Below are 23,101 nucleotides of genomic sequence, written 5' to 3'. Positions count from 1 at the left end.
TTTTTTCAGTTTTGTGAGCTGAAGCCCGCAAGGCCGCGCAGCCGCAGCTCGCCGATGCCGGTTTGGGGTCTGGATCCGATGAAGACCGATGATCGGAAATGAATGGAAATCATTTACCGGAAGCTGCTTCCCAGCGTCAGCACCGCGAAATGATATTCCAGAATTACATCCATCAGATGCTCATAATCCGGATTTTTAACCAGTTCGTCGATCACAAGCCGGTCGTGAAACACCGTTTCCAACAGATGCGGCACGTATTCATTTTCAAACCGTTCCGCATCCTTCGCGACCTGTCCGCGATCCCAATACACGATGATCTGCGCTTTATGCAGGCTGTGATTCCAAGGGATCGGCCGTTTCAGGACAAAGACGCCGATGATGACGTTGGCGGTGTGAGAATGCAGGCCGCTGAGAATGACGACGTTATCCCGTGGCTGTGACGCCATGATTTCCTCGCAGGTACGCAAGTCCTCTTCTAACGCCTGAGGGCTGTCCAACAGAACCGGCTTCAGCGATTCACTGATTCTTTTCAGACAGGCGTCCTCGCTGGCCGCCTCTACCCCGGTAAAGATCAACTCCGGCCGCAGATCACTGCGAATCTTGAAATTGCTGTGATGATTGCCGTTGACGAATAAGGAACGGATCTTGCGCTTGGTGCTTTCATCAAAGAACAGATCCAGCTGGAAAACCGTCAGCGACTTGGGAAGAAACGTTAATTCTTCAGGGTTGTACGAGGTAAATAACAATTCATACAGGCTTAAGTCAGCGTCTTTTAATTCATACAATTCCAAAACGTCGATCTGTTCCATGAACCGGCCGAAATTGCGCATCAATCGTTCCGCGATTCCGCGGCCGACGCTTTTGTCGATGTTGGATACGCAGCAGGCGCGGATCTTTTTAAACTTCCATGGGAAGCGGCCGAAGACCGGGTGGATTACCAGCGCCAGCCGCGTGATTTCCTCCGCGCTGATTTCGATTTCATATTTCTCATGCAGATACACCATCGCCTGCATCGCCATTTTCCGCGACATCAGCGAGCTTTCCACCTGCACCTCGCTGGCAAACTGCGTCGTGCGCAGATGATAGCGGGAACGGGTAAACAAACCGTCAAGGTGCAGCGCGATGTCGTCGACCAGTTTGATATCCTTGTTAATCGAGCTGAACTGATTGGTCTGCGCCAGATGCTGAACGAGATCGAATGCGATATCCTTGCTTTCCAGAAACCCGTCGCGAAACATTTCGTCCGGACTCAGCGCGATCCGGAAACCGACGAAACCGATTGCCAGTAAAATGATATCTTCGCGGATAAAGGTGCATTGAAGTAATTCGGCGCACTGGTTCAGCACCAGCTTGGCGACGTAATACGAATTCCGGTTCGTGAACCGGATAATGGTCGATTCGGGATAGTCCAGCGGATGACCGTTCTTGCTGCGGACGGCGGAGATCAGAATCAGCCGGCTCAGGGAAGCCAGACTGGAGACCGACAGGTTGTAGCTGATGAACATTTCCTGCAGCGACCGGATGATCCGCTCAATCCGCTGCTGAATCTGCGGATCAAATCGGTAAAGCCGGCCATATTCTTCCGGTTGGGCCAGGTGCAGTGAGGTCGTGGAATAATTGCCGTATTCATAATTCAGGCACAGCCGGAGATCATGTTCCCGGCCGCTGATTTTCATTCCGTGGCGGCTTTTGGAAACGATCTTTAAATCGAACAGCTTCAGAATTTCACGAGCCCGGTTCAGAATCTGTTTGACACTGGTCAGGTTCATGAAAAGCAGATCTTCCAGCTCCTCAATGCGGGTGTAATCCTGCCGGCAGAGCAGCGTGCGGATAATGAAATGCGCGCGGTCAACCTGAATCGGATTGAGGATATGCTGCGAAGGGCGAACGGATGTGTTCTGCATAAACTGCTCGAAGCGTTCCCGATCTTCAATGATCAGCCAGTACCCGCTGCCCGTTTTGGAGGCGATCGCCGCACCCTGATCGCTCAGCGCAAGATTCAGCTGGCTGAGGTTTTTACGGATTGTCTTGCTGGAAACGCCCAGACTGTTGGCAAGAAATTGGGAACTGACGGGTTCCTTAGTCCGGTTCAGCCGGTCGAGCAGCTGTATTTGAATCGGAAGCAGTTTTTCCTTCATCCGTTCACCTCCTGTTGTTCAATCAATCCAGTTCAAGGACTTCCAGCTGCGCATGCGCCGCGGCCCAGGTCTTTATGGCATCCAGGGCCGGGGGATCATAGACCAGAAAATCAACGTAACTATGCGCGTTGCCCAGCGCGGCGTTGATCAACATCCCGCTTTGTCCCTCGCTCAATATCCGGCTGACTTCTTTTTCCACCTGTTCCCGATGCGCGATCTTTTCCTTTTTCGCCAGCGCAGGCGCCTCGTTGACGACAACGCTGCAATAGCCTGCCTGACACGCCCGGACAAGGTTTGTTGATTCTTGTTTTTCAGTCGCTTCGCCTTCTTCGTTTAACAGCGGCAGGCAGAAGCTGATGCCTTCGATGATATCCTGCCGCAGCTGCAGCTTCTTTGTCCGGCGGGTGTAATTCTCAGCGATAAAGACGATATCGCGAGGATCAATCCAGCCACGTTTTTCCCATTCTTCATGCAGCACGGCTTCCAATTCGAGCAGCGACACCCGTTTTTTCCCCCGGCTTGTCAGCTTCCCGACCCCGTTCAGAAACTGAAGGGAGCCAAGATAAGCTTCGACCGCAATTTCCCCCAACGCGTCAGAAAGCATCATATATAATATCATGAAGCAGTCTTCCTCACGGAGGTCTTTAAATTTCGGATGTTTTTCGACTTTGAGGTTCAGCCGGTGACGCTTGTTGTCCAGCGTGGGGATAACCTGAATTTCTTCTGGTCTCCAGGTCCGGCCGTTGTATGTGAAATTGCCTTTGAGCGCCGGGTGGCTGGCGTCGAAACACCAGCGGGATTTCAGACTGTCAGGCAGCCGGGAACAAAAATAATAGGCCAGAATCCTGCGCACCGGATCCAGCGTCGTTGTCAGTTCCAGATGAATTTCCCGGCTGTTCTGCGGTTGGAACAATCGGAATGCAAAGCCGGGCAGCACCCGTTCCATCATTTGCAGCAGCTCCGGGTTCACCTCTTCAAATCGCCCCTGGCCGATCAGGCGTTCAAAGCGGTCATGCTTCTGGACGAATTCGTCCATAAATTGTGCAACGTTTTCTTTTAATCGAATCATCGGGTTCTCCTTTAAGAAAGGAAGCACGCAAGAGTCCTGCGTGCTTCCTGTTCATCCTGATTTTGCGGCTCAGGCAAGAATGCCGATCGCCGAAAGAACGATGGCGGCCACCAGCACGATGACGATCATCTTGCCGGACGTCATGCTCTTGCGGCCTAACCCCCAGTAGATCAGGGCGACGGTGACCACGTTGCCGAAATGCGGAATGATCGAATCCAACAGATCGTTGACCGGCTGGACGACTTCGCCATAGCTCATCGTAATGCCGAATTTGACGTTGACGGTCGAAGCGACCAGCGCGCCGACAACGGACAGGCCGAGTACAGACGCCGCTTCCGTGATGTGCTGCAGCTGCGCGCTGCGGGTGGTGACGAAGGTAACGCCTTGTTCATAGGCGACGAAGAACAATTTGTAGAAGGCAAACCAGATGACCAGCTGAATCACTTCGGCGATGACCCAGCCGACAATGCTGCCTTCCAACGCCATATACGCGGCAATCGCGCCCAGGATCGTCATAAACATGATCCAGATGATCGCATCGCCGATGCCGGCCAGCGGTCCCATCAGCGCGGTCCGCATTTCGACGGCCTGTTTGGTTGCGTCCGGATCCTTCGTGGATTCGATTGCGATGCATGCGCCGAGGATGATGTTGCCCATCCATGGATGTGTATTATAGAATTTGAAATGATCCTTGTACTTTTCTGCTAACAGATCGGCGTCGCCGTCATAAATCTTTTCCATGGCCGGATGGATCGAGTAGACCCAGCCGCCCGACTGCATCGTTTCATAGTTAAACGGCGACTGACGCGTGAAGATATAACGGTTTAAGCAGCGCCGGAGATCTTTTTTGGTTAATACGTTACTCATCGTAGTTCCCTCCGTTTCCGGCCGCTGCGGCGGTATTGCCCTTTTCCAAGCCTTTATAGACCATGTAGGCGGCGACGAACGCGAACATTGAAATCGCGACCATCGACAATCCCAGATAGGAAGCGGCGGCGAAGCCGAAGATCATAAAGACGCCGTATTCGCGGATCGGCAGATATTTCATCAGGATCGCGAAGCCCACGGCCGGAAGCATCCCGGCAGCGGTATTCAGGCCCTTGGTCAGCCAGACTGGCATGTTCGCCAACAGGGTGGTAATAATCCCGGAGCCGACGGTCATAACCAGTAAGATCGGCAGCGTGTAGAGCGTAGCGCGGAAAATATTCCAGCCGTGCGCCCAGATGCCCATTTTATCGAACTGGTGTTTTTCAACGCAGTCCATCTGTTTGTGAATGAAGAAGGAACCGCACATTTTCGCAAGGATATCAAACTGCGTGCCTAAGGTCGCAACCGGAATTCCCGTCGCCAGGCCTGCTTCGACCCCGCCGCCGGTCGCAATCGCGAAGACGGTACCGACGACCGTGCCCATCGCGTAATCCGGAACGGAGGATCCGCCGTAACCGCCGACCCCCAGACCCATTAAGCATAACGTGCCGCCGACGGTCAGGCCGGTCGCGACGTCGCCCATGATCAAGCCGGTAACGAAGCCATGCAGAACCGCCACGCCGTAGCTGAAAAGCTGAACGCTCATTCCGATCACGGTGAATCCCCACATCCACGCGCAGACCAGAATGATTTGAATTGGAGTAAACATTTCTCTCATCCTTTCTTAATCCAGTTTATTGATTGAGTTGTAAATGAAACCGAGATAAATTGAAGCTAAGAGTCCAGAACTTCCTTGCAGACTTTTACCGGATCGTCGGTGCGGAATTGACAGGTGATCTGAATTCCGGCGTCGCGCATTTCGCGAAGCATCGCTTTTTCTTCGGCGTTGACCCGCACGGTTTTGTCAAGGATCAATGTTTCCCCGGTATTCTGGGTGACGTTGCCGAGATTGACCCGGGCAAATTGGACGCCGGCCTTATATAAGGCGTAAACATCCTGAATTTCACGGCCGACAATAAACACGCGCTGATCGGCATAATTGCCGTTTTTAATGTTGCCCGCGGCTTTTTCCGGAGCTAAGACCGACAGGCTGACGCCGGCCGGCACGGACATTTTCAGCGTGCTGCGAATCACCTGATTGTTGGAAGCATCTTCATTCACAACCATGACCCGGGTGCAGTGATTCTCTGGAATCCACATGGTAGCGACGATACCGTGAACCATCCGGTCGTCGACACGGACGTCTACAATACCGCTGCTCTGCAGATATTCGTTCATAAATAATCTCCTTTCGTATCAATCAAATATGCATATTTATCTGATAGGTTAATTATAAACGCTTACATTTTCTAATTATAGGATATCAAGTTCCACTAGGATTTAGCCTTTTCCAAGCTTGTTTTTAAGCGTCTGATGCCAAATAATGGAAAACATTTCCATTCGGACAGAAAATTTCCGCACCGTTGTGATCTTGGACTGATCAAGCGGCAATTTGCGGGAAAACGGATGGCGGAATGTGTCGTTTCCCTGAAAAGGGGGAAGCGGGATATCGTTCCTTTTTGTCGAAGTTGTCGGGAAAGTCAGTCAACGCACTTTGTCATGGATGTTCAGAGGCCATGAAAATCTGAGGGTGAGCGTATCGGGATATCCATGCGATATCCGTTCATCGCAAGCCGCAAGAAGCTGCAAAGGCGGAAGACTGCGATTTTGCGGCAGAAACAAGTTCACGGCAGCACTGCGCGGTCGATTCGGTTTCATGGATAACAGGGTCAGAAGAACAAGGGGAAATCCCTCCAGCAGTGTTTCAAAAAGGATGACGGCGGCGATCAAACGGGCTAGTCTTTGGAAGAGACTTACAAAGAGACTTACAAAGAGACTTACAAAGAGACTTACAAAGAGACTTACAAAGAGACTTACAAAGAGACTTACAAAGACACTAAAAAGGCGCAGGAATGGAATCGGGATCAACGAGAACGGCAAGATCCAGAACAAAAAAGTTCCGGAAGGACACCGGGATGGGATCCTTTCAGAACTTGATTGTCAGGAAGCGTCAGGGAAAAAGAAATCAGAACAGATTCTGGATCAGTCTGGCGACGTATTCCTCGGCCTGTCCGCGCAGAAGTCGGGTGGAGATGCCGTCGTGACCACCGTTAAACTCGCTCGCTTCAACGACATAGGTGCTGCAGCCATTGGCGTAACCCCAGACTAAGCAGAGTTTGGCGTTGGAGCTGCGCTTGATCTGACGGCCGAAGGCGCTGGCCAGCTCACAGGGAACGATCACCAGCTCCAGATCACCTAACCGCAGGATTGTACTGTTGAGGCAGACGTGCACATGATCCTGAGCCAACTTGCGCCGGGTACCGGAAATTTCCGAAAGCAGCCATTTGCGGGCGTCGAATTCCGTGGCGAAAGAAAGCTGCCGCTCAAGCTTTGCCAGCGCCTCCGTCAGCGCTTCTTTATCAGTATCATAGTCGACTTCAAAGCCGACTTCATGGTATCGAACCGGCGTCAGGCACAGGGAGGCGCCGTCATGGAAACCAGCGATATGCGCCGCAATCCCGGAGGTCACGCGCTTCAGTTCGTTAAAATCATTGCCATGCCGGTACAGCCGGTTGGACAGATCGCCCGCATTGCCGTTGCTCATGAGCGGAACGACGCCCAGATACGGCGCTAATTCCCGCCGGACATTCCCCAGCATATCGGCGCTTAATCGGGTTTCCAGCGGATTCATGATGGTGGAGTGGCACGACATGTTGACGAAGGCCGCGACGGTCTTGCCGTTTTCATCGCGGAATTCCAGAACGGTGATGACTTCGTCGCCCGGTTTATCCAACCCGTTGCGGTTGCCATAGAATCCTTTAACTTCACCCTGACGCACGACGACATCGCTAAAGGGCACGAAGTGTTTCGCGGCGTCCAGCACCGCTTCAATCGTTTTATCCAGCACTTCGTCTTCATATTGAGCTTCCGCTTCGGTTTTGGTTCCCGTCATTGCGGAAAGTCCGAAATAAGGCCCAGTGTGGGTATGGGTGACGCTGAAGATGGTCAGGGCCGGATCAATACCCAATAATTCATGGACGGTCGCCTGAACACGGCGGGCAAAGTCAAAGCCGACGCCGATCACATCGGCATTGATGAAGCAACATTTTGTATCTTCAAGATTGAGAAGCAGGACATGAACTTCCAATTCATCGTGGACGCCGGTGGAACTTTCCGTCCGCATTGCGTGGCCGGCGATTGGCACAGAGCCGGCAGGGGTGATGGCGCGGGAACTTTTTGCGACTTCTAACATGATTTTTTTTCCTCCTTGAACTAACGGAGATCTCCGTTGGTTTTTCTGATTGGAACTCTGATGATGACTTCGCCGGTCAATCGTAACTCTGCCGATCAGGGGCAATTATTTTTTATAACCGGGATTTTATGAATCAATTCTTATCGGGAGCGTCAGCGAAGGGCTTCTCAACAGAGCTGAAGGATTGCGGAACATTTCTGTTTTGTAAGAAATAATGGTATGAAGGCGCAGCGATCAGCGCAGGGCCGCGATTTCATTGAGAATTTCAGCGACGATTTCCTCAGTTGTGCCTTCCGGGATGGATCCCGCAGCGCTTTCAAATGATCGCCCATATTCGGCGCGGTCGACCAGATAACCGACGGAATAATTGGAATATCCCCAGACGATCGGACACACGGCGGCCATCGCCTGTTTCATTTCCAAACCGAAGCGAGAAAACAGCTCGGCCGGGATCGTCAGGATAAATAAATCATTCATTTTATATAACGTGTATTCCAAGTCGAAATCCGTTTCCTCTTCCCCTGTCTGATGGCAAAGAACCGCCAGACTGGAGGTATAAACTTTCTTTTCATCGAAGGTCTTCGCTTCGGCAATTCTTTTTTCCACCTCCGCGATCAAGGCTTTCTGCTTCTGCGGATCTTTTCTGAACGTGCGTTGGAATCGCCCAGTTCGCATCGTTACCGGCGCGAGGTTCAGCGACGTTCGCTCCGGATGGGCGTCCCATTGCGCCATGATCGCCTCGCTGATTCGCTGCAATTCATGAAAATCGTTACCCTGGCGGTATAACCGGTTGGACATATCGCCGGCCGCGCCCTGCATCACTAAAGGATACACGCCCCAGCGCTGCTGCAGAGAACGCGCCAGACTGCCGGCCAGATCGCCGCTGACAAAACAATTCTGCGGCCCTAACACCGTCGGATGGCAGGTGAAGCTGAGAATGCCGCCGACAATCCGCTCGCCAGATCGGAATTCAATCGTCGTCAGGCTTTTATCCGCCGGCTTGTCCTTACCGTTGCGGTTGCCGTAACATCCTTCAATCTGGAGGGTGGACGCATAAGCCTGAACTTCCTCAAAGCCCTTTTCAAAGCATTGGGCAACTGCTTTGAGAATCTGGGACTGGACGAATTCCATATATCCGGGAATCCCGGCTTTTTCCGTTCCGAAAAACGGGGAGACCGAATCATATTCCGGTCCGGAATGGGTGTGGGTGAAGCTGATCGTGATCGCTTCTTTCGCCACGGAATACTGATGGGAAAGCTCGGCGCGAAGCTGATCGCTGGCGGTTTTGCTGAAGCCGGCCAGATCGACGGTGACCCAGATCAGGGTCGTTTCTTCGATCTTTAAGACGAGGGCGGTAGCCCAGAGATCGTCCGCGACGCCGGTGGCTTTTTCTGTTCGGATCGCATGGCCGAGAAGATAACATGGGAAAAACGGACCTTCCGGCGTGATGCGGGTGCGGCTGCTGCTGATCTGCATTTCTTTTCCTCCTTTAACCAGGCAAAACAGCGGCGCTGCAGCTTCTGTTTTAATCCTGTTTGTTATCCAAATTATAAGCATTTTAAAAATCGGATGAAATACACTTTAATTCCAGAAGCTTACGGACCTGAAGCGATGGTCTTGTTCTGAAATGGGAAGGAGTATCGGATGAAAACGCCAGATTTCGGCGGACTTTCTAACGAATGGATGAGTTCTGAAAACGAACATCGTTGAAATCAAATCAGGAAAATGCCGTACTCCCCTTCGATTCCTTTCAGGGGATGATGAAAATTTCTAATTTCATGGTCATGATGAATTACTTATTGAAATTTTAGTCGAACAGATCCTTGTTAAAATAAGCCTGTTTATGGGAGGTGTTTCATTTGTGACACAAGTGATAAAAAAAGGCCAAGTCGGAATGAACCTGACGGAAGGTTCCATTCTGCGCTGCCTGTTGATTTTTGCGATTCCGATCGTGCTGACCAATCTGGTCCAGCAGCTGTATTCGATGGTCGATCTGGCGGTCATCGGTCAGTATGTCGGCACGCTGGGAACGATCGGCGTCAATACCGGCGGCGAGATCGCCGATCTGGTTGCGCCGGTTGCGATGGGGTTTTCCACAGCGGGGCAGATTTACATTTCCCAGCTGTTCGGGGCTGGGGAAGAGGGGAAGATCAAGAAAACCGTCGGTACGTTGCTGAGCTTCATGATTCTCATTTCAATCGTGCTGGCAATCGTGGCGATTTTCTTTCATACACCGATTCTGAATCTGATCAACTGTCCGAAGGAAGCGATGGATCAGGCGAGCGCCTACATGGTGATCACGGCAATCGGATTTCCGTTTATCTTCGGTTATTATGCCGTCTGCGGAATCTTGCGGGGGATGGGTGAATCCAAGCGTCCGCTGATTTTCATTATCGTAGCGGCGGCGATCAATATCATTCTGGATCTTGTACTGGTCGCGGGCTTCCACATGGAAGCGGCCGGGACGGCCATCGCGACCGTGCTAGCCCAGATCGGATCGTTCGGCGCGGCGTTGATTTTCATGCTCAGAAACCGGGAAAAGTTTGATTTTGAAGCCAAGCTGTCCTATTTTAAACTGGATGGCGAAGTCATGAAAATTATTATTAAGCTCGGTATTCCGCAAGTAGTGCGCAGTCTGTTAGTCCGGTTCTCCATGTTGTGGGTCAATTCGACGGCCAATTCCTACGGCGTCATCGTTTCCAGCACTAACTCCATCGGCAACAAGCTGCAGAAGTTCCTGGAAGTCTTCGTTCAGGGCGTCGATACCGCATCCGCTTCAATGGTGGGGCAGAATCTGGGGGCGCATCAGGTGGAAAGGGCTGGCAAAACGACGATCTATACGCTGGGCTGCACGTTAGTCTGCGCGACGGTGACCAGTCTGTTATGCCTGTTCTGTCCAAAGGTGATCTTCGGTCTGTTTACTAAGGATCCGCTAGTGCTGGATCTGGGCGTGACCTTCTTACGCATCTTCATCCTGCATTTCTTCGTTTCCGCGGTGATCGGAGCGTTTCAGGCCATGGTTACCGGCTGCGGTTTCGTCGAGCTGGGATTTGCGATCGGTATCCTTGACGGCGTTGTCTGCAAGATCGGTCTCAGCCTGATCTTCGTCAATCTCTTCCAGATGGATTATCAGGGCTTGTGGTGGGGCGTCGCCTGTTCGCGGATTATTCCATGTCTGATCTGTATCGGCTATTACTGCAGCGGGAAGTGGAAAACCCGGAAACTGCTGACATCCGGTTCCTGAAGGGAACGATCAAGCGGTCAATCCGGGATCGGCGAATGAACCTCCCTTTCTAAACCGATCCCGGTTCCGACTGACTTGACAGGCAAAGGAATTGAAGAAGAATTCTAGAAGAAAAAAGGAAAATCAGAGAAAAATATGGAAGGCGCGGTCTGTAACAAAACAGCCCGCCTTTTTTCCTGGCTTTTAGAATTCGGCGGAGGCGGGATGAGGTTAGCGGCGTTAATCTTAACTTTTCCTGTTCGCAAGTGTCAGATCCTACAAGAAAAAAGGAAGGAAACGGCGTACAATAAAGCCAGAAGAAAAAAGGGGGAAGTCCATGCCATCGACACAGGAACAGCGGCATGTCTACTATGACCGCGATTTGGAAATCGAAGCGTACAATCTGGGCGGGATTGTTCAGAAGTTTCCCAATCATTTTCATGAATTTTATGTCCTTGGTTTTATCGAAGGGGGAAAACGGCATCTGTGGTGCCGGGGCGAGGAATATGACGTGAGTGCCGGGGATCTGATTCTGTTCAATCCGCGGGATAACCATTACTGCGCGCCGATCAACGGCGAGATTCTGGATTACCGGGCAGTGAACATCAATCCGGACGTTATGCGCAAAGCCGTCAGGGAAATTACCGGACACGATCAGCTGCCGCGGTTTACGCGGAATGTCGTGCCGCAAAGTGAAATCGCCGCACTGATCGGGGATTTGTACGACGCAATCTTAAGCCGTGCGCCGAAGCTGAAAAAAGCCGAAGCTTTTTACTTTCTGATCGAACAGGTGCTGCAGGAGTGTGCGGTGGATTATGATCAAAGTCCAATTCCGCAGCCCAATCCGCTGATTCAGGCGTTATGCCAATATATTGAGGAACACTTTGCGGAGAATATCACACTGGAAGAACTGGCCGCTCGGGCCGGGTTTGGCAAGTCGTATCTGCTGCGCTGTTTTACCCAGCAGATTGGCGTGTCTCCGTACCGCTATTTGCAGACCATCCGGATTGATCGGGCAAAGAAACTGTTGGAACAAGGCGCAGCGCCGGTGGAGGCGGCAGGAATGACGGGATTTGCGGACCAGAGTCACTTCACTAATTATTTTAAAGAGTTTATCGGTCTGACACCGAAGCAGTATCAGCGGATTTTTACCCCGCCGCAGGAAAGCGCAAAAACGGATGAGGAATAACAAATCGCTGCGGTCAGGTCAGGCTGCGGCGCTGGTGACAATTTTAATCTGGGGCACGACGTTCATTTCCACTAAGGTCCTGCTGAACACGCTCTCCCCGGTGGAAATTCTGTTTTTACGGTTTGGCATCGGCTATCTGGCTTTGTGGCTGGCCGCTCCGCGAAGGCTGCGGTTAACAGAGGGGCGGCAGGAAGGCTTATTCGCATTGGCTGGACTGTGCGGCGTTACCTTGTATTATGGCTTTGAAAATCTGGCGCTGAGCGCAACCCGGGCATCGAACGTCGGCGTGATCATTTCCATCGCACCCTTCTTCACCGTTCTGTTCAGCAGTGCTTTCTTAAAAGAGAAACGGCCGGGCCTGCGGTTTTTTCTGGGCTTTGTGATCGCGATGGCGGGCATCATGTTGATCAGCTTCCATCAGGATGCGGTTGAGCTTCATCCTTTAGGCGATGGGCTGGCGGTGATCGCCGCGATGATCTGGGCGGTCTATTGCTTGTTAAGCCGGCGAATTTCCGAGCTGGGCTATAACGTGCTGTTAGCGACGCGAAGAACCTTTTTTTATGGCTTACTCTTCATGCTTCCGTTAGTTTACACACAATTCCCAATCCGGATCCAGACGATTCTCAGCCCGGAGGTCCTGTTCAATTTAGTCTTTTTAGGGCTGGGCGCTTCCGCGCTGTGCTTTGTCACCTGGAATCTGGCAGTCGGGATTTTGGGCTCGGTGAAGACCAGCGTTACCATTTATATCGTCCCGGTGATCACCGCGGTGGCTTCGGCTCTGGTTCTTCATGAACCGCTGACGGCGAAGGTGATCCTGGGGCTGGCTTTAACGCTGGGCGGCCTGGTGCTGTCGCAGAATACCAATCAGGAAAAGGAGAAAGAAGAAAACTATGGAACACTCGAATGAAAAATGCGTGATGGTGATCAATGCAGAATTGCCCTTGGGCTTAATCGCAAACACTGCCGGAATTTTAGGCGTCACCTTAGGCAAGCTGGCGCCGCAGATCGTCGGCGAAGATGTTGTCGATCAAAGCGGAAATTCCCATCGGGGCGTCGTCGCAATCCCGATTCCGATTCTCAGCGTATCCAGGGAGAAGCTGAAAATGATTCGTGAACAGCTGTATCAGCCGGAGTTCTCCGACCTGATCGTCGTCGATTTCTCCGACGTCGCCCAGAGCTGCAAGAACTATCCGGAATACATTGAAAAGGCCGCGGCGGTAACCGAAGAAGAGATCACATACTTTGGCATCGGAATTTACGGTTCGAAAAAACGCGTCAACAAGCTGACGGGCGATCTGCCGCTGCTGCGCTGAGCCGCGTTTTGTCACAATCAGAAATGGGGCTGCTGGCAAGGAACGGGGAAATAACCGGGCCTTGCCTTTTTCTATCCGTTTTTTCGCAAGGACCAAAGAAGCTCCGGCTGAAATCATGAATAATCCAGGAAATCACAAGACATTTTAATGCTTTTGCGTCCGCTTCGTGGTATATTATTGATGTGAAAACAGGAGGAAATATCATGAACAGAAAACCTTTAGTTCTTGTTGTCATGGACGGCGTCGGATTAACCGATAAGGACAACGGCAATGCGGTCAAGCATGCCTACACTCCAAACCTGGACGCCTTGATGGCAACCTGCCCAAATACGAAAATCAAAGCGCACGGGACCGCGGTCGGTCTGCCGAGCGACGCCGATATGGGAAACTCTGAAGTCGGTCATAACGCGTTAGGCTGCGGCCAGATTTACAGCCAGGGCGCGAAGCTGGTCAACGAGTCGATTGAAACCGGCGCGATCTATACTTCGGATACCTGGAAAGAACTGATCGCCAACGCCAAGGGTCACACGCTGCATTTCTTAGGTCTGTTGTCGGACGGCAACGTCCATTCGCATATTGATCATCTGAAGGCGATGATCCGCGAAGCGAAGAAGGAAGGCGTGGAACGGGTCCGCCTGCACGTCCTGCTGGACGGCCGCGATGTTCCGGAAACCTCGGCGTTAATCTATGTTGAAGAAATTGAAAACCTGTTGGCGGAGCTGAGCGACGGCACCTTCGATGCGAAGATTGCCAGCGGCGGCGGACGCATGGTCATTACGATGGACCGTTACGAAGCCAACTGGAATATGGTCGAAAAGGGCTGGCATATCCATGTCCTGGGCGAAGGCCGTCAGTTTGCTTCGACCAAGGAAGCGATTGAAACCTATCGCGATGAGCTGCATTGTTCCGATCAGGATCTGCCGGGCTTTGTCATCGCAGAAAATGGCCAGCCGGTCGGTACAATCGAAGATGGCGACAGCGTGATCCTGTTCAACTTCCGCGGCGACCGTGCGATTGAAATCTCCAAAGCGTTTGAAATGGCGAACTTCGACGCGTTTGACCGCGTGCGCTTCCCGAAGGTGGTTTACGCAGGCATGCTTCAGTATGACGGCGATCTGCACATCCCGGAAAAATTCCTGGTTACCCCGCCGCACATCACCAACACGTTATCTGAATATCTGGTAAAGAAAGGCATTCGTTCCTACGCGATCTCGGAAACGCAGAAATTCGGTCACGTCACGTATTTCTGGAATGGCAACCGTTCTGAGAAATTCGATGAAAAGCTGGAAACCTGGGTTGAAATCCCTTCCGACGTCGTTCCATTTGAGCAGCGGCCTTGGATGAAGGGCGCGGAAATCAGTGACGAATTGATCAAAGCGATTGAATCCGGCGACTATGACTTCTACCGCGTTAATTATCCGAACGGCGACATGGTAGGGCATACGGGCAACTATGAAGCGACGATCATCGGTATGGAAACCGTCGATCTGTGCCTGAAGCGGCTGATGGATGCCTGCGATAAAGCCGGGGCGATCATGATCGTTACCGCCGACCACGGCAATGCCGACGAGATGGAAGAAAAGAAGAAGAATCCGGAAGACAAGGCGAAACCGAAGACTTCGCATACGCTCAATCCGGTTCCGTTCATCATCCGCGGGGCGGACGTCGAATTGAAAGACGGCGAGTTCGGCTTAAGCAACGTTGCGGCAACGGCAGTCGAGCTGATGGGTCTGGAAGTTCCGGAAGGCTGGAACGAAAGCATGCTGGCAAAGAAATAAAAAAGTGTTCCGCAAAATAAACAATCCCTCTGAGTTGTGGTATCATAAACTCAGAGGTTTTCTTTTTATTGAAGATGCCGGGGCCATGCCTGAGGATTTAGAACGTCTTTGGCTTCATTTCACAAGAAAACCATTCTCATTCTCTGCGGCGACCATCAAAAAGGAGGACAACTATGCGAAAAGGATTATCATTCATCTTGGCCTGCGGGCTGCTGCTATGCGCCGGCTGTACGCCGGCTGCGGAAAAACGAACATTCAGCGAAGACGGGAAGAGCGCCGTCGCTTATCAGGAAACATTGTTGGAAACTCAGAACCAACAGACCGAACAAATCGCCGCGCAGGCGGTGGGCGGAACTCTGGACAATCCTGTTGTTCTCGTCAATCCCTATGGATTAAGTCCGCTGAGCGCGTTGATTCAATTCGATACCGAAACCGCGGAACCGGTCACGGTCATTGTCAAAGGCAAACAGGCGCAGGCGGATCTGAGCTGGACTTATGAACCATCAACCGCGCATTGCCTGCCGATCATCGGTTTGTATCCGCAGCAGAAAACGACGGTTCAGCTGATCGTCGATGATCAGGTGAAGGAGCTGGAGATTGAAGGTCAGGCGCTGCCGGAGGATGCTTTCAGGGCGGAGGTGACGGTTGCCGATCAGAACCCGCAGCCGAATCAGCTGATCTTTACAACCCCTTCCAGCACCGGTTATGCCACCGGGTATGACAGTCAGGGCGAGATCCGCTGGATTTTAAATGTGATGATGTTATGGGATCTGAATTTACTGGAAGACGGCCGGATTACGCTGAGCACCAACCGCCTGCTGGACAGTCCATATTACACGACAGGATTTCTGACGATGGATTTGCTGGGGCATATCGACGCGGAATACAGTGTGCCGGGCGGGTATCATCATGATCTGGATCAGCTGCCTGACGGTAATTTCCTGATCGCTTCCGATGACTTCAGCGGATCGACCGTGGAGGATGTGATCGTTGAGATTGATCGGCAAACTGGGGCCGTAGTGAAATCCTTTGATTTGAAAACAATTCTGCCGCAGGATCAGGGAAAGAGCTTGAACTGGACGGCAAAGGACTGGTTCCACAATAACAGCGTCGATTATAACCCGGCGCAGAATACGCTGACGGTGTCCGGCAGGCATCAGGACGCTGTGGCTGTGATCGACTACGACACTCAGAAATTGATCGCGATCATCGGCTCGCCAGAGGGATGGTCGGAAGAAATGCAGGATTATTTTCTGACGCCGGAAGGCGGGGACTTTGAATGGCAGTGGGCGCAGCATGCCGCGACCTGGCTGGACGATCAGCACATTATGATGTTTGACAACGGGATGTACCGGTCGAAGACCGAAGAGAACGCGGTCAAAGCGGAGGATAATTATTCCCGGCTGGTCGTTTATGCGGTGGATCTGGAAGGCAAGACGATCCGGCAGGTCAGGGAATATGGCAAGGAGCGGGGATATGCTTATTATTCCCCCTATATCAGCGACGTTGATTTCCTGGGAAATGACCGGTGGCTGGTGACTTCGGGCGGAATTTCCTGGCTGGATGGCAAGATCAACAATATGCCGGGATCATTGACAGCTTTCGATCAGATGGAGGCGTATGTAACCGTGATCGACGGAGATCAGGAACAGTTTGAGATGAAAATCCCGGCGAATATCTACCGGGCTGAGATGATCGACGTTTCCAAGACGACGATGACACCGCTGGAATCCGGAAGATTATTAGGAAGTCTGGGTGTCACGGCATATCAAACGGAAGATGATCTGGATGCCAGACTGAAATTCAGCGAAGCTCGGCCGATTGATGAGAAACTGGCGGAAAAGCTGACGCTGACACATGAACAAGACCGCCTGATGGTGACGGCGACGTTAAATAAACATGATAATCTTGATCTCATTTTAGCGAATGAGGAAGGGCTGAGGATTTATCCGGTACAGACGGACACCCAGCCGGGAATGTGCGTGGCGGTTTTCAACCAGCCGAAATCGCCGGATGTCTCAACGTTAATTCAGACGATCAGCGCGGAAGGGCTGGATGGGACGTGGCATGTGTACTACCGGCTCAATAATCAGCTGATCGACGCGCGGCAGGTCTATCGGAATTGATTAAGGGAGAAATCGAAAAACAGAAACAGACTGGCTGGACTGAAGTCCTTTGAAGTGTAATCATTAAAAAATCGGGAATGAAGAAGTTCCCGATTTTTTTGGCCTTTTTTTATTTTTCCTGACGGTAACACTGATAGCGGAATGAATACTGATCCGCATGATAATAGGTTTCCGTATATTCAAACGGGGTGTTGTCCGTCAGATAGGAAATATGCGTGCTCAGGACTACGTCCCGCTTTTCAGCCATTTCCAGAGCTTTTTGAATTTCCCTGCTTGGCATGACGACGCTGATTGTCGTATCATTATAAGCCAGCTGTAAATTTAATTTTTCTTCCAGATACTGATAAAGTGATTTTTCCAGATAGGTAATATCCAGATAGGGCACTTTAAGAACAGAAATGTAATTGTAGCTGACGGCCATCGGCTTGCCATCTCCTAAGCGCAATCGAATAAAATAATGGATAAAATCATTCTCTTTCAGACCAAGCTTCTCCATGATCTCGGGAACCTCTTTAGCGCAGATCACGGAATAATGAAGCAATTTTGCTTCCGTTTTAATACCGGCACGCCGATGTTCTTCAGAAAAGGAAAGCATCTCCGGAATTTTCCGCTCGATCCGCGGTCCTCGTACAAAACTCCCCTTGCCTGGAATTCGTTCAATGTATTCCTGATCGGAAAGGTGAGTCAGCGCTTTATTCACGGTCATGCGGCTGACGTTAAACTGGGCGCACAGCTCGTTTTCAGAAGGAAGCTTATCTCCACGATGCACTTTTCCGTGTTTAATCTGTTTTATGATATAATCTTCGATCTTCTGATATTGAAGCTGTTTTTTCGCCATGGTGTCCCTCAACTCTCTATTTGAAATTATTTTACCATAAATATCCAGCAAATCATCATTCTTCCGCACAATTACGAAGCGACGAATTTGCTTCCTGCTTTTTTATGGAAAAGCGGATCTGCGGCGAGGAAGGGATTGATGCCCAGCCGGTAGGGAATTCGTGATGAAATAATCTGCAGCGGCAGGATATACTCCAGAACATGAAAGTCCGGATCGTCAATCATTGGCAGCAGACAGTCTTTTTCCGTTGTCATCGACGAGTGCTGGTCAGGACCGATGATAAATTGATGGGAAGTCGTTTCCCGGATCACAGAATGGATTTGGACCAGTCTGTCTTTTTCATAAGGATCCGGACTGGCCAGATAGATCAGGCGGGTCTCTTTCTGAACGGAATTATAAATCCCATGACAGAACTCTTCCAGTTCATAGCCGACAATCCCGAAGCGGAGAGTTTCCAACATTTTCAGCGCGCCTTCTAAAACATTGGCATAGTTATTTCCATAACCTAAAACCAGGATTCGCCGGCCTTCAATCAATTCTTCCTGAATTGCATCTACCCAGGCGGTCGCTGCCGGGATAATTGCGTCATAATTTACAATCACAGTTTTCAGCCGTGTGAGCAGATCATTGACTTCCGCGTGGCTGATCCGGTTCAAGCACAACGCACCTTCAATTCCAAGCAGCCATAAAATTAAAACAGTAGCGGTATATCCCTTGGTTTTGGCGATGCTCAGCTCCGCGCCGCATTCCATAAGCAGATGCACATCGGAAAGCTGGAAGATCAGACTTTTGGGATTTTCGCTTAAACCGGCGGTCATGCATTGATGTGTCTTCGCTTTTTCCAGGGCGTCGGCGGTAGAGTAGCTGTTTCCACCCTGGGAAATTCCCAGAACCAGCGTATTTTTTGAATAGATCTTCTGCTGGGTTGTAAATAGAGAAGGCAATTCTGCCCGAACCCGGATCTGAAGCAGATTTTCCATAACCCGCCGGGCTGCCAGCGCCGCGTGATAAGAAGTTCCTGATCCGCACAGAACAAGCTCATCCACGTTTTTTTCATGAAGCATTGTGCAGAATGGACGGGTGATCGTTTTTCGTTTCTGGAGAATATTCAATAACACGTCTTTTTCTTCCAGAATATAATCGTACATCGTAATCTCGGTCATCGTATTTCCTCCTGCTTCAACATGGGAATACCGGAAACAAATGTCTGAAGAATCTGATAATCCTCGTCATAAACCGTAAGATCCGCCTGATAACCGGTTTTGATCAGACCTAAATGATCGTCCAGCTTTAACATCCGCGCCGGATTGATCGTCGCCGCGTTGATGGCGCAGGCTTCGCTGAGCTTTCCCAGAGTTTGAAGATTGCGGACCGACTGAATCATCGTGATGCAGGAACCGGCCAGCCGGCCGTCTGAAAGCCGACCGACGCCGTCTTCTCCGATTGTGACCTTGCGGTCGACGGACTCATAATAGCCCGGTTTTAATCCTTTATAACGAGAGGAATCAGTAATGACAACCAGACGGTCACTGCCTTTGCATCGGCCAATGATATTGATAACGGAGGGATGGACGTGAATGCCGTCGGCGATGACCTCAGAGTACAAAGCATCGCAGGATAATGCGGCTCCCGGCAATCCCGGTTTGCGATGATGCAGCGGATTCATACTGTTGAAGCAATGGACGACAGACGAGGCGCCCTCCTCGACGGCCTGCATCATTTCCTCATAGCTGACGCCGGAGAAGCCAACCGCAACTTCCAGACCAAGCTCTGCGCAATGTTTTAATACCTGATGCCCTTCATCTTTTTCCACAGCGAGGCCCACGCGGAGAATGTGGCCGCCGGAGGCTTCCATGAAACGGTCAAATTGTGCAATCTCCGGTTTTTGGATCAAGTATTTATCATAGGCGCCGGGATATTCGTGAGAGGTATAGGGACCCTGCAGGAAAATACCCGGGATGTGAGCGCCGTCTTCATTTTTTTCCTCAATGACGGTGCGGATGGCCTGAAGCGCCTGAATAATTCGAGGTTCTGAACGGGTTACTGTACCTGGCAGAAAAGAAGTAACCCCTTCCTGCGGCAAATATCGCTGCCAGACCCGAAGGGTTTCCGGGTCTCCGTCAGAAGCGTCGCCGCCCGCGTAACCGTGGGTATGCACATCAATTAAACCGGGGATAATCCGGGCATTCTCATAGAATTGAGAATTTTCCAGGATGCCATTGTGAATTTCTGTGATTTTTCCATCTTCCAGTTTTAAGGTGGCAGGAATAAATTGCTCGTCAATCCAGACGCGCTGACTGCTGATAAAGGTCATGAACGATTCTCCTTTCTGCTGAGGCGAAGAGCTCAGCACTTGACTGCTTATCTGATAAACAAATTATATACCACTGCATTTTAAAATGGAATAAAAATATATACAAGTTTATAAAAATGTATTGCATAACTGCAAATTTTATTTATAATGAAATCATAACAAACCTGATGAAGTAAGGAAAAGTAATCATTTTTTAATGAATAATACTTCATCGAGAAAACAGGACGTTAATAAATAGAAAGGAGGATCGGGGCTGTTCAGTATTACGACAAGAAGCAATCCATCATAATGAAAGGGGCAGACTTATGACAATCTTCCAGATTTTGTTACTTACTCTGTGGGCAGGCTTATCGCAGGTTGATCAGATGACGTTCAATCTGCTGCCCAGCGGTATTATCCCGACGGCAATTTTTACCGGACTTGTGGTTGGAAAACCAGAATTGGGGCTGCTTGTCGGCGGCACGCTGCAATCCTATGCCTTGGGCTTGGGGATGTTCGGCGGTGCTTCCATACCGAATTACCCGGTTACGGCGATTATCGTTGTTGCTTTATCAGCTTCGGCGGCGGATGTGCCGGCAACGATCGCTTTGATCGGCATTCCAGTCGCGACGCTGACGGTTCAAATTGACGTTTTCGGACGTTTCTTAAACACATTCTTTCAACACCGCGCGGATAAATACGCAGCGCTGGGAAATTCCCGGCAAGTCGCATACAGTAATTATTTGGGTGTTTTAAGCTGGTCTTTATCGCGAATGATTCCGGTCTTTGTCGCCTTGTGCTTAGGTCCAACTTTCGTCGATATGTTAAATGCGATCATGCCGCCATGGCTCAGCTCCGGGCTGTCGATCGCCGCGGGTATGTTCCCGGCTGTCGGATTCGCAATCTTATTGAAATACCTGCCGATTCGCTCTAATCTTCATTTCCTGATCCTGGGCTTTGCGTTAACGGCGTGGGCGGGAATGCCGACGCTGGCCGTAGCGACGTTTGGCGCAGCGGCCGCGATCGCTGTTTATTATCAGACGGGAAAGACCGATAAATCCAATGCAGGGGGTGAAGTCGATGAGTAAGCAGTTCACAAAAAAAGAAATCCGCAGGTTATCCTATCGCTGGTCATGGAATCGTTCATTAGCCTGGAACTATGAAAAAATGATGACAGCCGGCTATATGACGACGATGCTTCCGGTTATTGACAAGCTATATCAGGATGATCCGGAAGGCCGGAAGAAAGCCTTTGAAACGCACAGTGTGTTCTTCAACTGCGAACCTAATCTGACCAATATCATTCTGGGAATGGATATCGCAATCGAAGAAGAAATGGGCGCGGAAGGGCTGGAAACTGTCGCGGGGATTAAAGCCAGCTTAATGGGGCCGTTTGCGGGGATCGGAGATACGTTGTTTACCAGCGTCTTAGCGACAATCTTCGGTTCAATCGCGGTTACGACCGCTCTGGACGGCAGCTATTTTGGAATTGTATTGTGGGAGATCTGGTTATTCTTCGTGATGTTCGGGTTACGGCCTTATCTGATGCAGCTGGGTTATACGCAAGGCATTAAGCTGGTCACAACGCTCAGTGGAAAATTGAATCAGATTACGCAGGCTGCCAGCGTTTTGGGAATTATGGTAGTCGGCTCGATGGTCGCTTCCTTAGTAAAAGTCAAATTTGGTACCTTGACGATCATGGGGACGGAATTTGATCTGCAAACTAAATTATTCGATGCGATCATGCCGAAGTTCGGCGCAGTGCTGGTTGTCGCTTTGTGCTATTGGATTTTAGGCAAGATCGGGATGAAATCTTCACGGCTGATCCTGATGATTATGGCGCTTGCCATTCTCTGTTCCTTCCTTGGCATTTTGGTGCCTTAAAATGAAAATTATCGTCAACGCTGATGACATGGGGTATACCTGCGGCGTAACAGAAGGAATTATCGAAGGATATGAAAAAGGAATCGTTACTTCAACCACCGTCATGTGCAATATGCCGAATGCTGCGCAGGCAGCTCAACGATTACGATCAGTTCCGGGTCTTGGAACCGGCGTTCATTTAACGCTGACCTGCGGCCGTCCGCTGACGAGAGCGAAAACGTTGACGGATCAGCATGGTGATTTCCTGAAAAACACGCAGTTTTATAAAGTTTATGTCGATCCCGCTGAGGTGGAAGCCGAATTTCGGGCCCAGATTGAGAAGTTTATGGAGTTATTTGGCCGTCAGCCGACGCATCTGGATTGCCATCAGGGCTGCTATGACGGACAGACATTGACAATGGCCCGTGTCGGAGGCATCGGCGAGGAACACAATACCGAGGAAATTCTGGCCGTGACGCTGGATCTGGCTAAAGAATATCACCTTCCGCTGCGGCGTCATTGCGAATACCTGTGGCTGAGCTCTTACCATGGCGAACAGGCAACGCCTGAGCATTTCATTAAAATGCTGGACGAGCACGCCGATGCCGAAAAACTGGAGTTTATGGTTCATCCTGGATGGTGCGATTTAGAACTTTATCAGAAAAGCTCGTATAGTTTGGAGCGAGTTCAGGAACTGGCCGGACTTTGCGATCTCAGACTGAAAGAAGCGCTGCAGGTGCGAAATATTGAATTAGTTCATTTTTGATATTTATAAGCAGGCGTTTGTGCTTAACACACAACGCCTTTTTTTGGCTTAATTTGTAAAGTTTCAGACTAAAACAAGGCGGGAAGAGTTTTGATTTTCATGAATATTGGAGTGGAAATTCAGACGGCAAAAACAGGGAAATCAGATTGATAAAAGGACGCATTTGAGTTATAATGAAATTGTAAAATTAACTCAAAAAAGTATTTTTAATTTTTTTAATTATTTTAGGAGGCTTTTTCCGATTTTCCGCAATATTAATGATAGGAGGTTTCCTATTATGCAGAAA

General features: G+C 50.6%; 19 protein-coding genes. 9 read left to right on the top strand and 10 right to left on the bottom strand.

The window, feature by feature from the left end; translation table 11 throughout:
* Positions 1-113: 113 nt before the first annotated feature.
* The 7 genes from I2D94_RS14985 to I2D94_RS14955 form a co-directional block, all read right to left on the bottom strand.
* A complete protein-coding gene (locus tag I2D94_RS14985) occupies positions 114-2,138 on the bottom strand; it encodes an HTH domain-containing protein (protein ID WP_195397495.1) in 2,025 nt (674 codons plus the stop codon).
* 22 nt (positions 2,139-2,160) lie between these two features.
* Positions 2,161-3,207, bottom strand: coding sequence for a hypothetical protein (locus I2D94_RS14980; protein WP_195397494.1), 1,047 nt, complete (start codon positions 3,205-3,207; stop codon positions 2,161-2,163).
* Between the two features lie 69 nt (positions 3,208-3,276).
* Complete coding sequence (locus I2D94_RS14975; protein WP_072685245.1) at positions 3,277-4,074, bottom strand: PTS system mannose/fructose/sorbose family transporter subunit IID; 798 nt, start codon at positions 4,072-4,074, stop codon at positions 3,277-3,279.
* The gene (locus I2D94_RS14970) at positions 4,067-4,843 is read right to left on the bottom strand and encodes a PTS sugar transporter subunit IIC (protein ID WP_072685246.1); all 777 of its coding nucleotides are present in this window, start codon (positions 4,841-4,843) and stop codon (positions 4,067-4,069) included. Before I2D94_RS14970 ends, I2D94_RS14975 begins: the two co-directional genes overlap by 8 nt.
* A gap of 65 nt (positions 4,844-4,908) precedes the next feature.
* Positions 4,909-5,412, bottom strand: a complete 504-nt coding sequence (locus tag I2D94_RS14965; protein ID WP_072685247.1) for a PTS sugar transporter subunit IIB — start codon at positions 5,410-5,412, stop codon at positions 4,909-4,911.
* A gap of 787 nt (positions 5,413-6,199) precedes the next feature.
* Positions 6,200-7,426 (bottom strand): hypothetical protein, encoded by a 1,227-nt coding sequence (locus tag I2D94_RS14960; RefSeq protein WP_072685249.1) that lies wholly within the window; start codon positions 7,424-7,426, stop codon positions 6,200-6,202.
* Positions 7,427-7,660: 234 nt separating this feature from the next.
* Positions 7,661-8,902 carry a neutral/alkaline non-lysosomal ceramidase N-terminal domain-containing protein gene (locus I2D94_RS14955; RefSeq protein ID WP_195397493.1) on the bottom strand — a complete coding sequence of 414 codons (1,242 nt, stop codon included), beginning with the start codon at positions 8,900-8,902 and terminating at the stop codon, positions 7,661-7,663.
* A 385-nt stretch (positions 8,903-9,287) separates the two neighbouring features.
* Here I2D94_RS14955 and I2D94_RS14950 point away from each other — a divergent pair, with 385 nt between their 5' ends.
* The 6 genes from I2D94_RS14950 to I2D94_RS14925 all read left to right on the top strand — a co-directional run bounded on the left by I2D94_RS14950 (position 9,288) and on the right by I2D94_RS14925 (position 17,055).
* On the top strand, positions 9,288-10,670 hold the full coding sequence (locus tag I2D94_RS14950; RefSeq protein WP_072685251.1) for an MATE family efflux transporter: 1,383 nt from the start codon (positions 9,288-9,290) through the stop codon (positions 10,668-10,670).
* A gap of 316 nt (positions 10,671-10,986) precedes the next feature.
* Entirely contained in the window at positions 10,987-11,838 is an 852-nt protein-coding gene (locus tag I2D94_RS14945; RefSeq protein ID WP_072685252.1) for an AraC family transcriptional regulator, read from the top strand.
* Positions 11,828-12,745, top strand: a complete 918-nt coding sequence (locus I2D94_RS14940) for a DMT family transporter (protein ID WP_072685253.1) — start codon at positions 11,828-11,830, stop codon at positions 12,743-12,745. Before I2D94_RS14945 ends, I2D94_RS14940 begins: the two co-directional genes overlap by 11 nt.
* Positions 12,729-13,151: a DUF2000 domain-containing protein gene (locus I2D94_RS14935; RefSeq protein WP_072685254.1), complete on the top strand. Its 423-nt coding sequence runs from the start codon at positions 12,729-12,731 to the stop codon at positions 13,149-13,151. Before I2D94_RS14940 ends, I2D94_RS14935 begins: the two co-directional genes overlap by 17 nt.
* A 203-nt stretch (positions 13,152-13,354) precedes the next feature.
* Positions 13,355-14,929, top strand: a complete 1,575-nt coding sequence (gene gpmI, locus I2D94_RS14930) for a 2,3-bisphosphoglycerate-independent phosphoglycerate mutase (protein WP_072685255.1) — start codon at positions 13,355-13,357, stop codon at positions 14,927-14,929.
* A 173-nt stretch (positions 14,930-15,102) separates the two neighbouring features.
* Positions 15,103-17,055, top strand: a complete 1,953-nt coding sequence (locus tag I2D94_RS14925) for an aryl-sulfate sulfotransferase (protein WP_072685256.1) — start codon at positions 15,103-15,105, stop codon at positions 17,053-17,055.
* Positions 17,056-17,164: 109 nt separating this feature from the next.
* Here the strand turns inward: I2D94_RS14925 and I2D94_RS14920 are convergent, their stop codons facing one another.
* From I2D94_RS14920 to nagA, 3 genes are all read right to left on the bottom strand, one after another.
* Positions 17,165-17,893 (bottom strand): GntR family transcriptional regulator, encoded by a 729-nt coding sequence (locus I2D94_RS14920; RefSeq protein WP_195397492.1) that lies wholly within the window; start codon positions 17,891-17,893, stop codon positions 17,165-17,167.
* Positions 17,894-17,964: 71 nt separating this feature from the next.
* Complete coding sequence (locus I2D94_RS14915) at positions 17,965-19,056, bottom strand: SIS domain-containing protein (protein ID WP_072685258.1); 1,092 nt, start codon at positions 19,054-19,056, stop codon at positions 17,965-17,967.
* Positions 19,053-20,207, bottom strand: a complete 1,155-nt coding sequence (nagA, locus tag I2D94_RS14910) for an N-acetylglucosamine-6-phosphate deacetylase (RefSeq protein ID WP_072685259.1) — start codon at positions 20,205-20,207, stop codon at positions 19,053-19,055. Before nagA ends, I2D94_RS14915 begins: the two co-directional genes overlap by 4 nt.
* 305 nt (positions 20,208-20,512) lie before the next feature.
* On the opposite strand from nagA, the gene I2D94_RS14905 reads away from it, so the two are divergent.
* From I2D94_RS14905 to I2D94_RS14895, 3 genes are read left to right on the top strand one after another with little or no spacing between them, the layout of a single operon-like run.
* The gene (locus I2D94_RS14905) at positions 20,513-21,274 is read left to right on the top strand and encodes a PTS sugar transporter subunit IIC (RefSeq protein ID WP_072685260.1); all 762 of its coding nucleotides are present in this window, start codon (positions 20,513-20,515) and stop codon (positions 21,272-21,274) included.
* Positions 21,267-22,070, top strand: a complete 804-nt coding sequence (locus tag I2D94_RS14900) for a PTS system mannose/fructose/sorbose family transporter subunit IID (RefSeq protein WP_072685261.1) — start codon at positions 21,267-21,269, stop codon at positions 22,068-22,070. Before I2D94_RS14905 ends, I2D94_RS14900 begins: the two co-directional genes overlap by 8 nt.
* 1 nt (position 22,071) lies before the next feature.
* Complete coding sequence (locus tag I2D94_RS14895) at positions 22,072-22,815, top strand: carbohydrate deacetylase (RefSeq protein WP_072685262.1); 744 nt, start codon at positions 22,072-22,074, stop codon at positions 22,813-22,815.
* Positions 22,816-23,101 lie beyond the last annotated feature (286 nt).

Origin of the sequence: Holdemania sp. 1001302B_160321_E10, from assembly GCF_015552275.1 — a bacterium.
Lineage (GTDB): Bacteria > Bacillota_I > Bacilli_A > Erysipelotrichales > Erysipelotrichaceae > Holdemania.
This window is presented reverse-complemented; position numbering and strand designations above follow the sequence as displayed.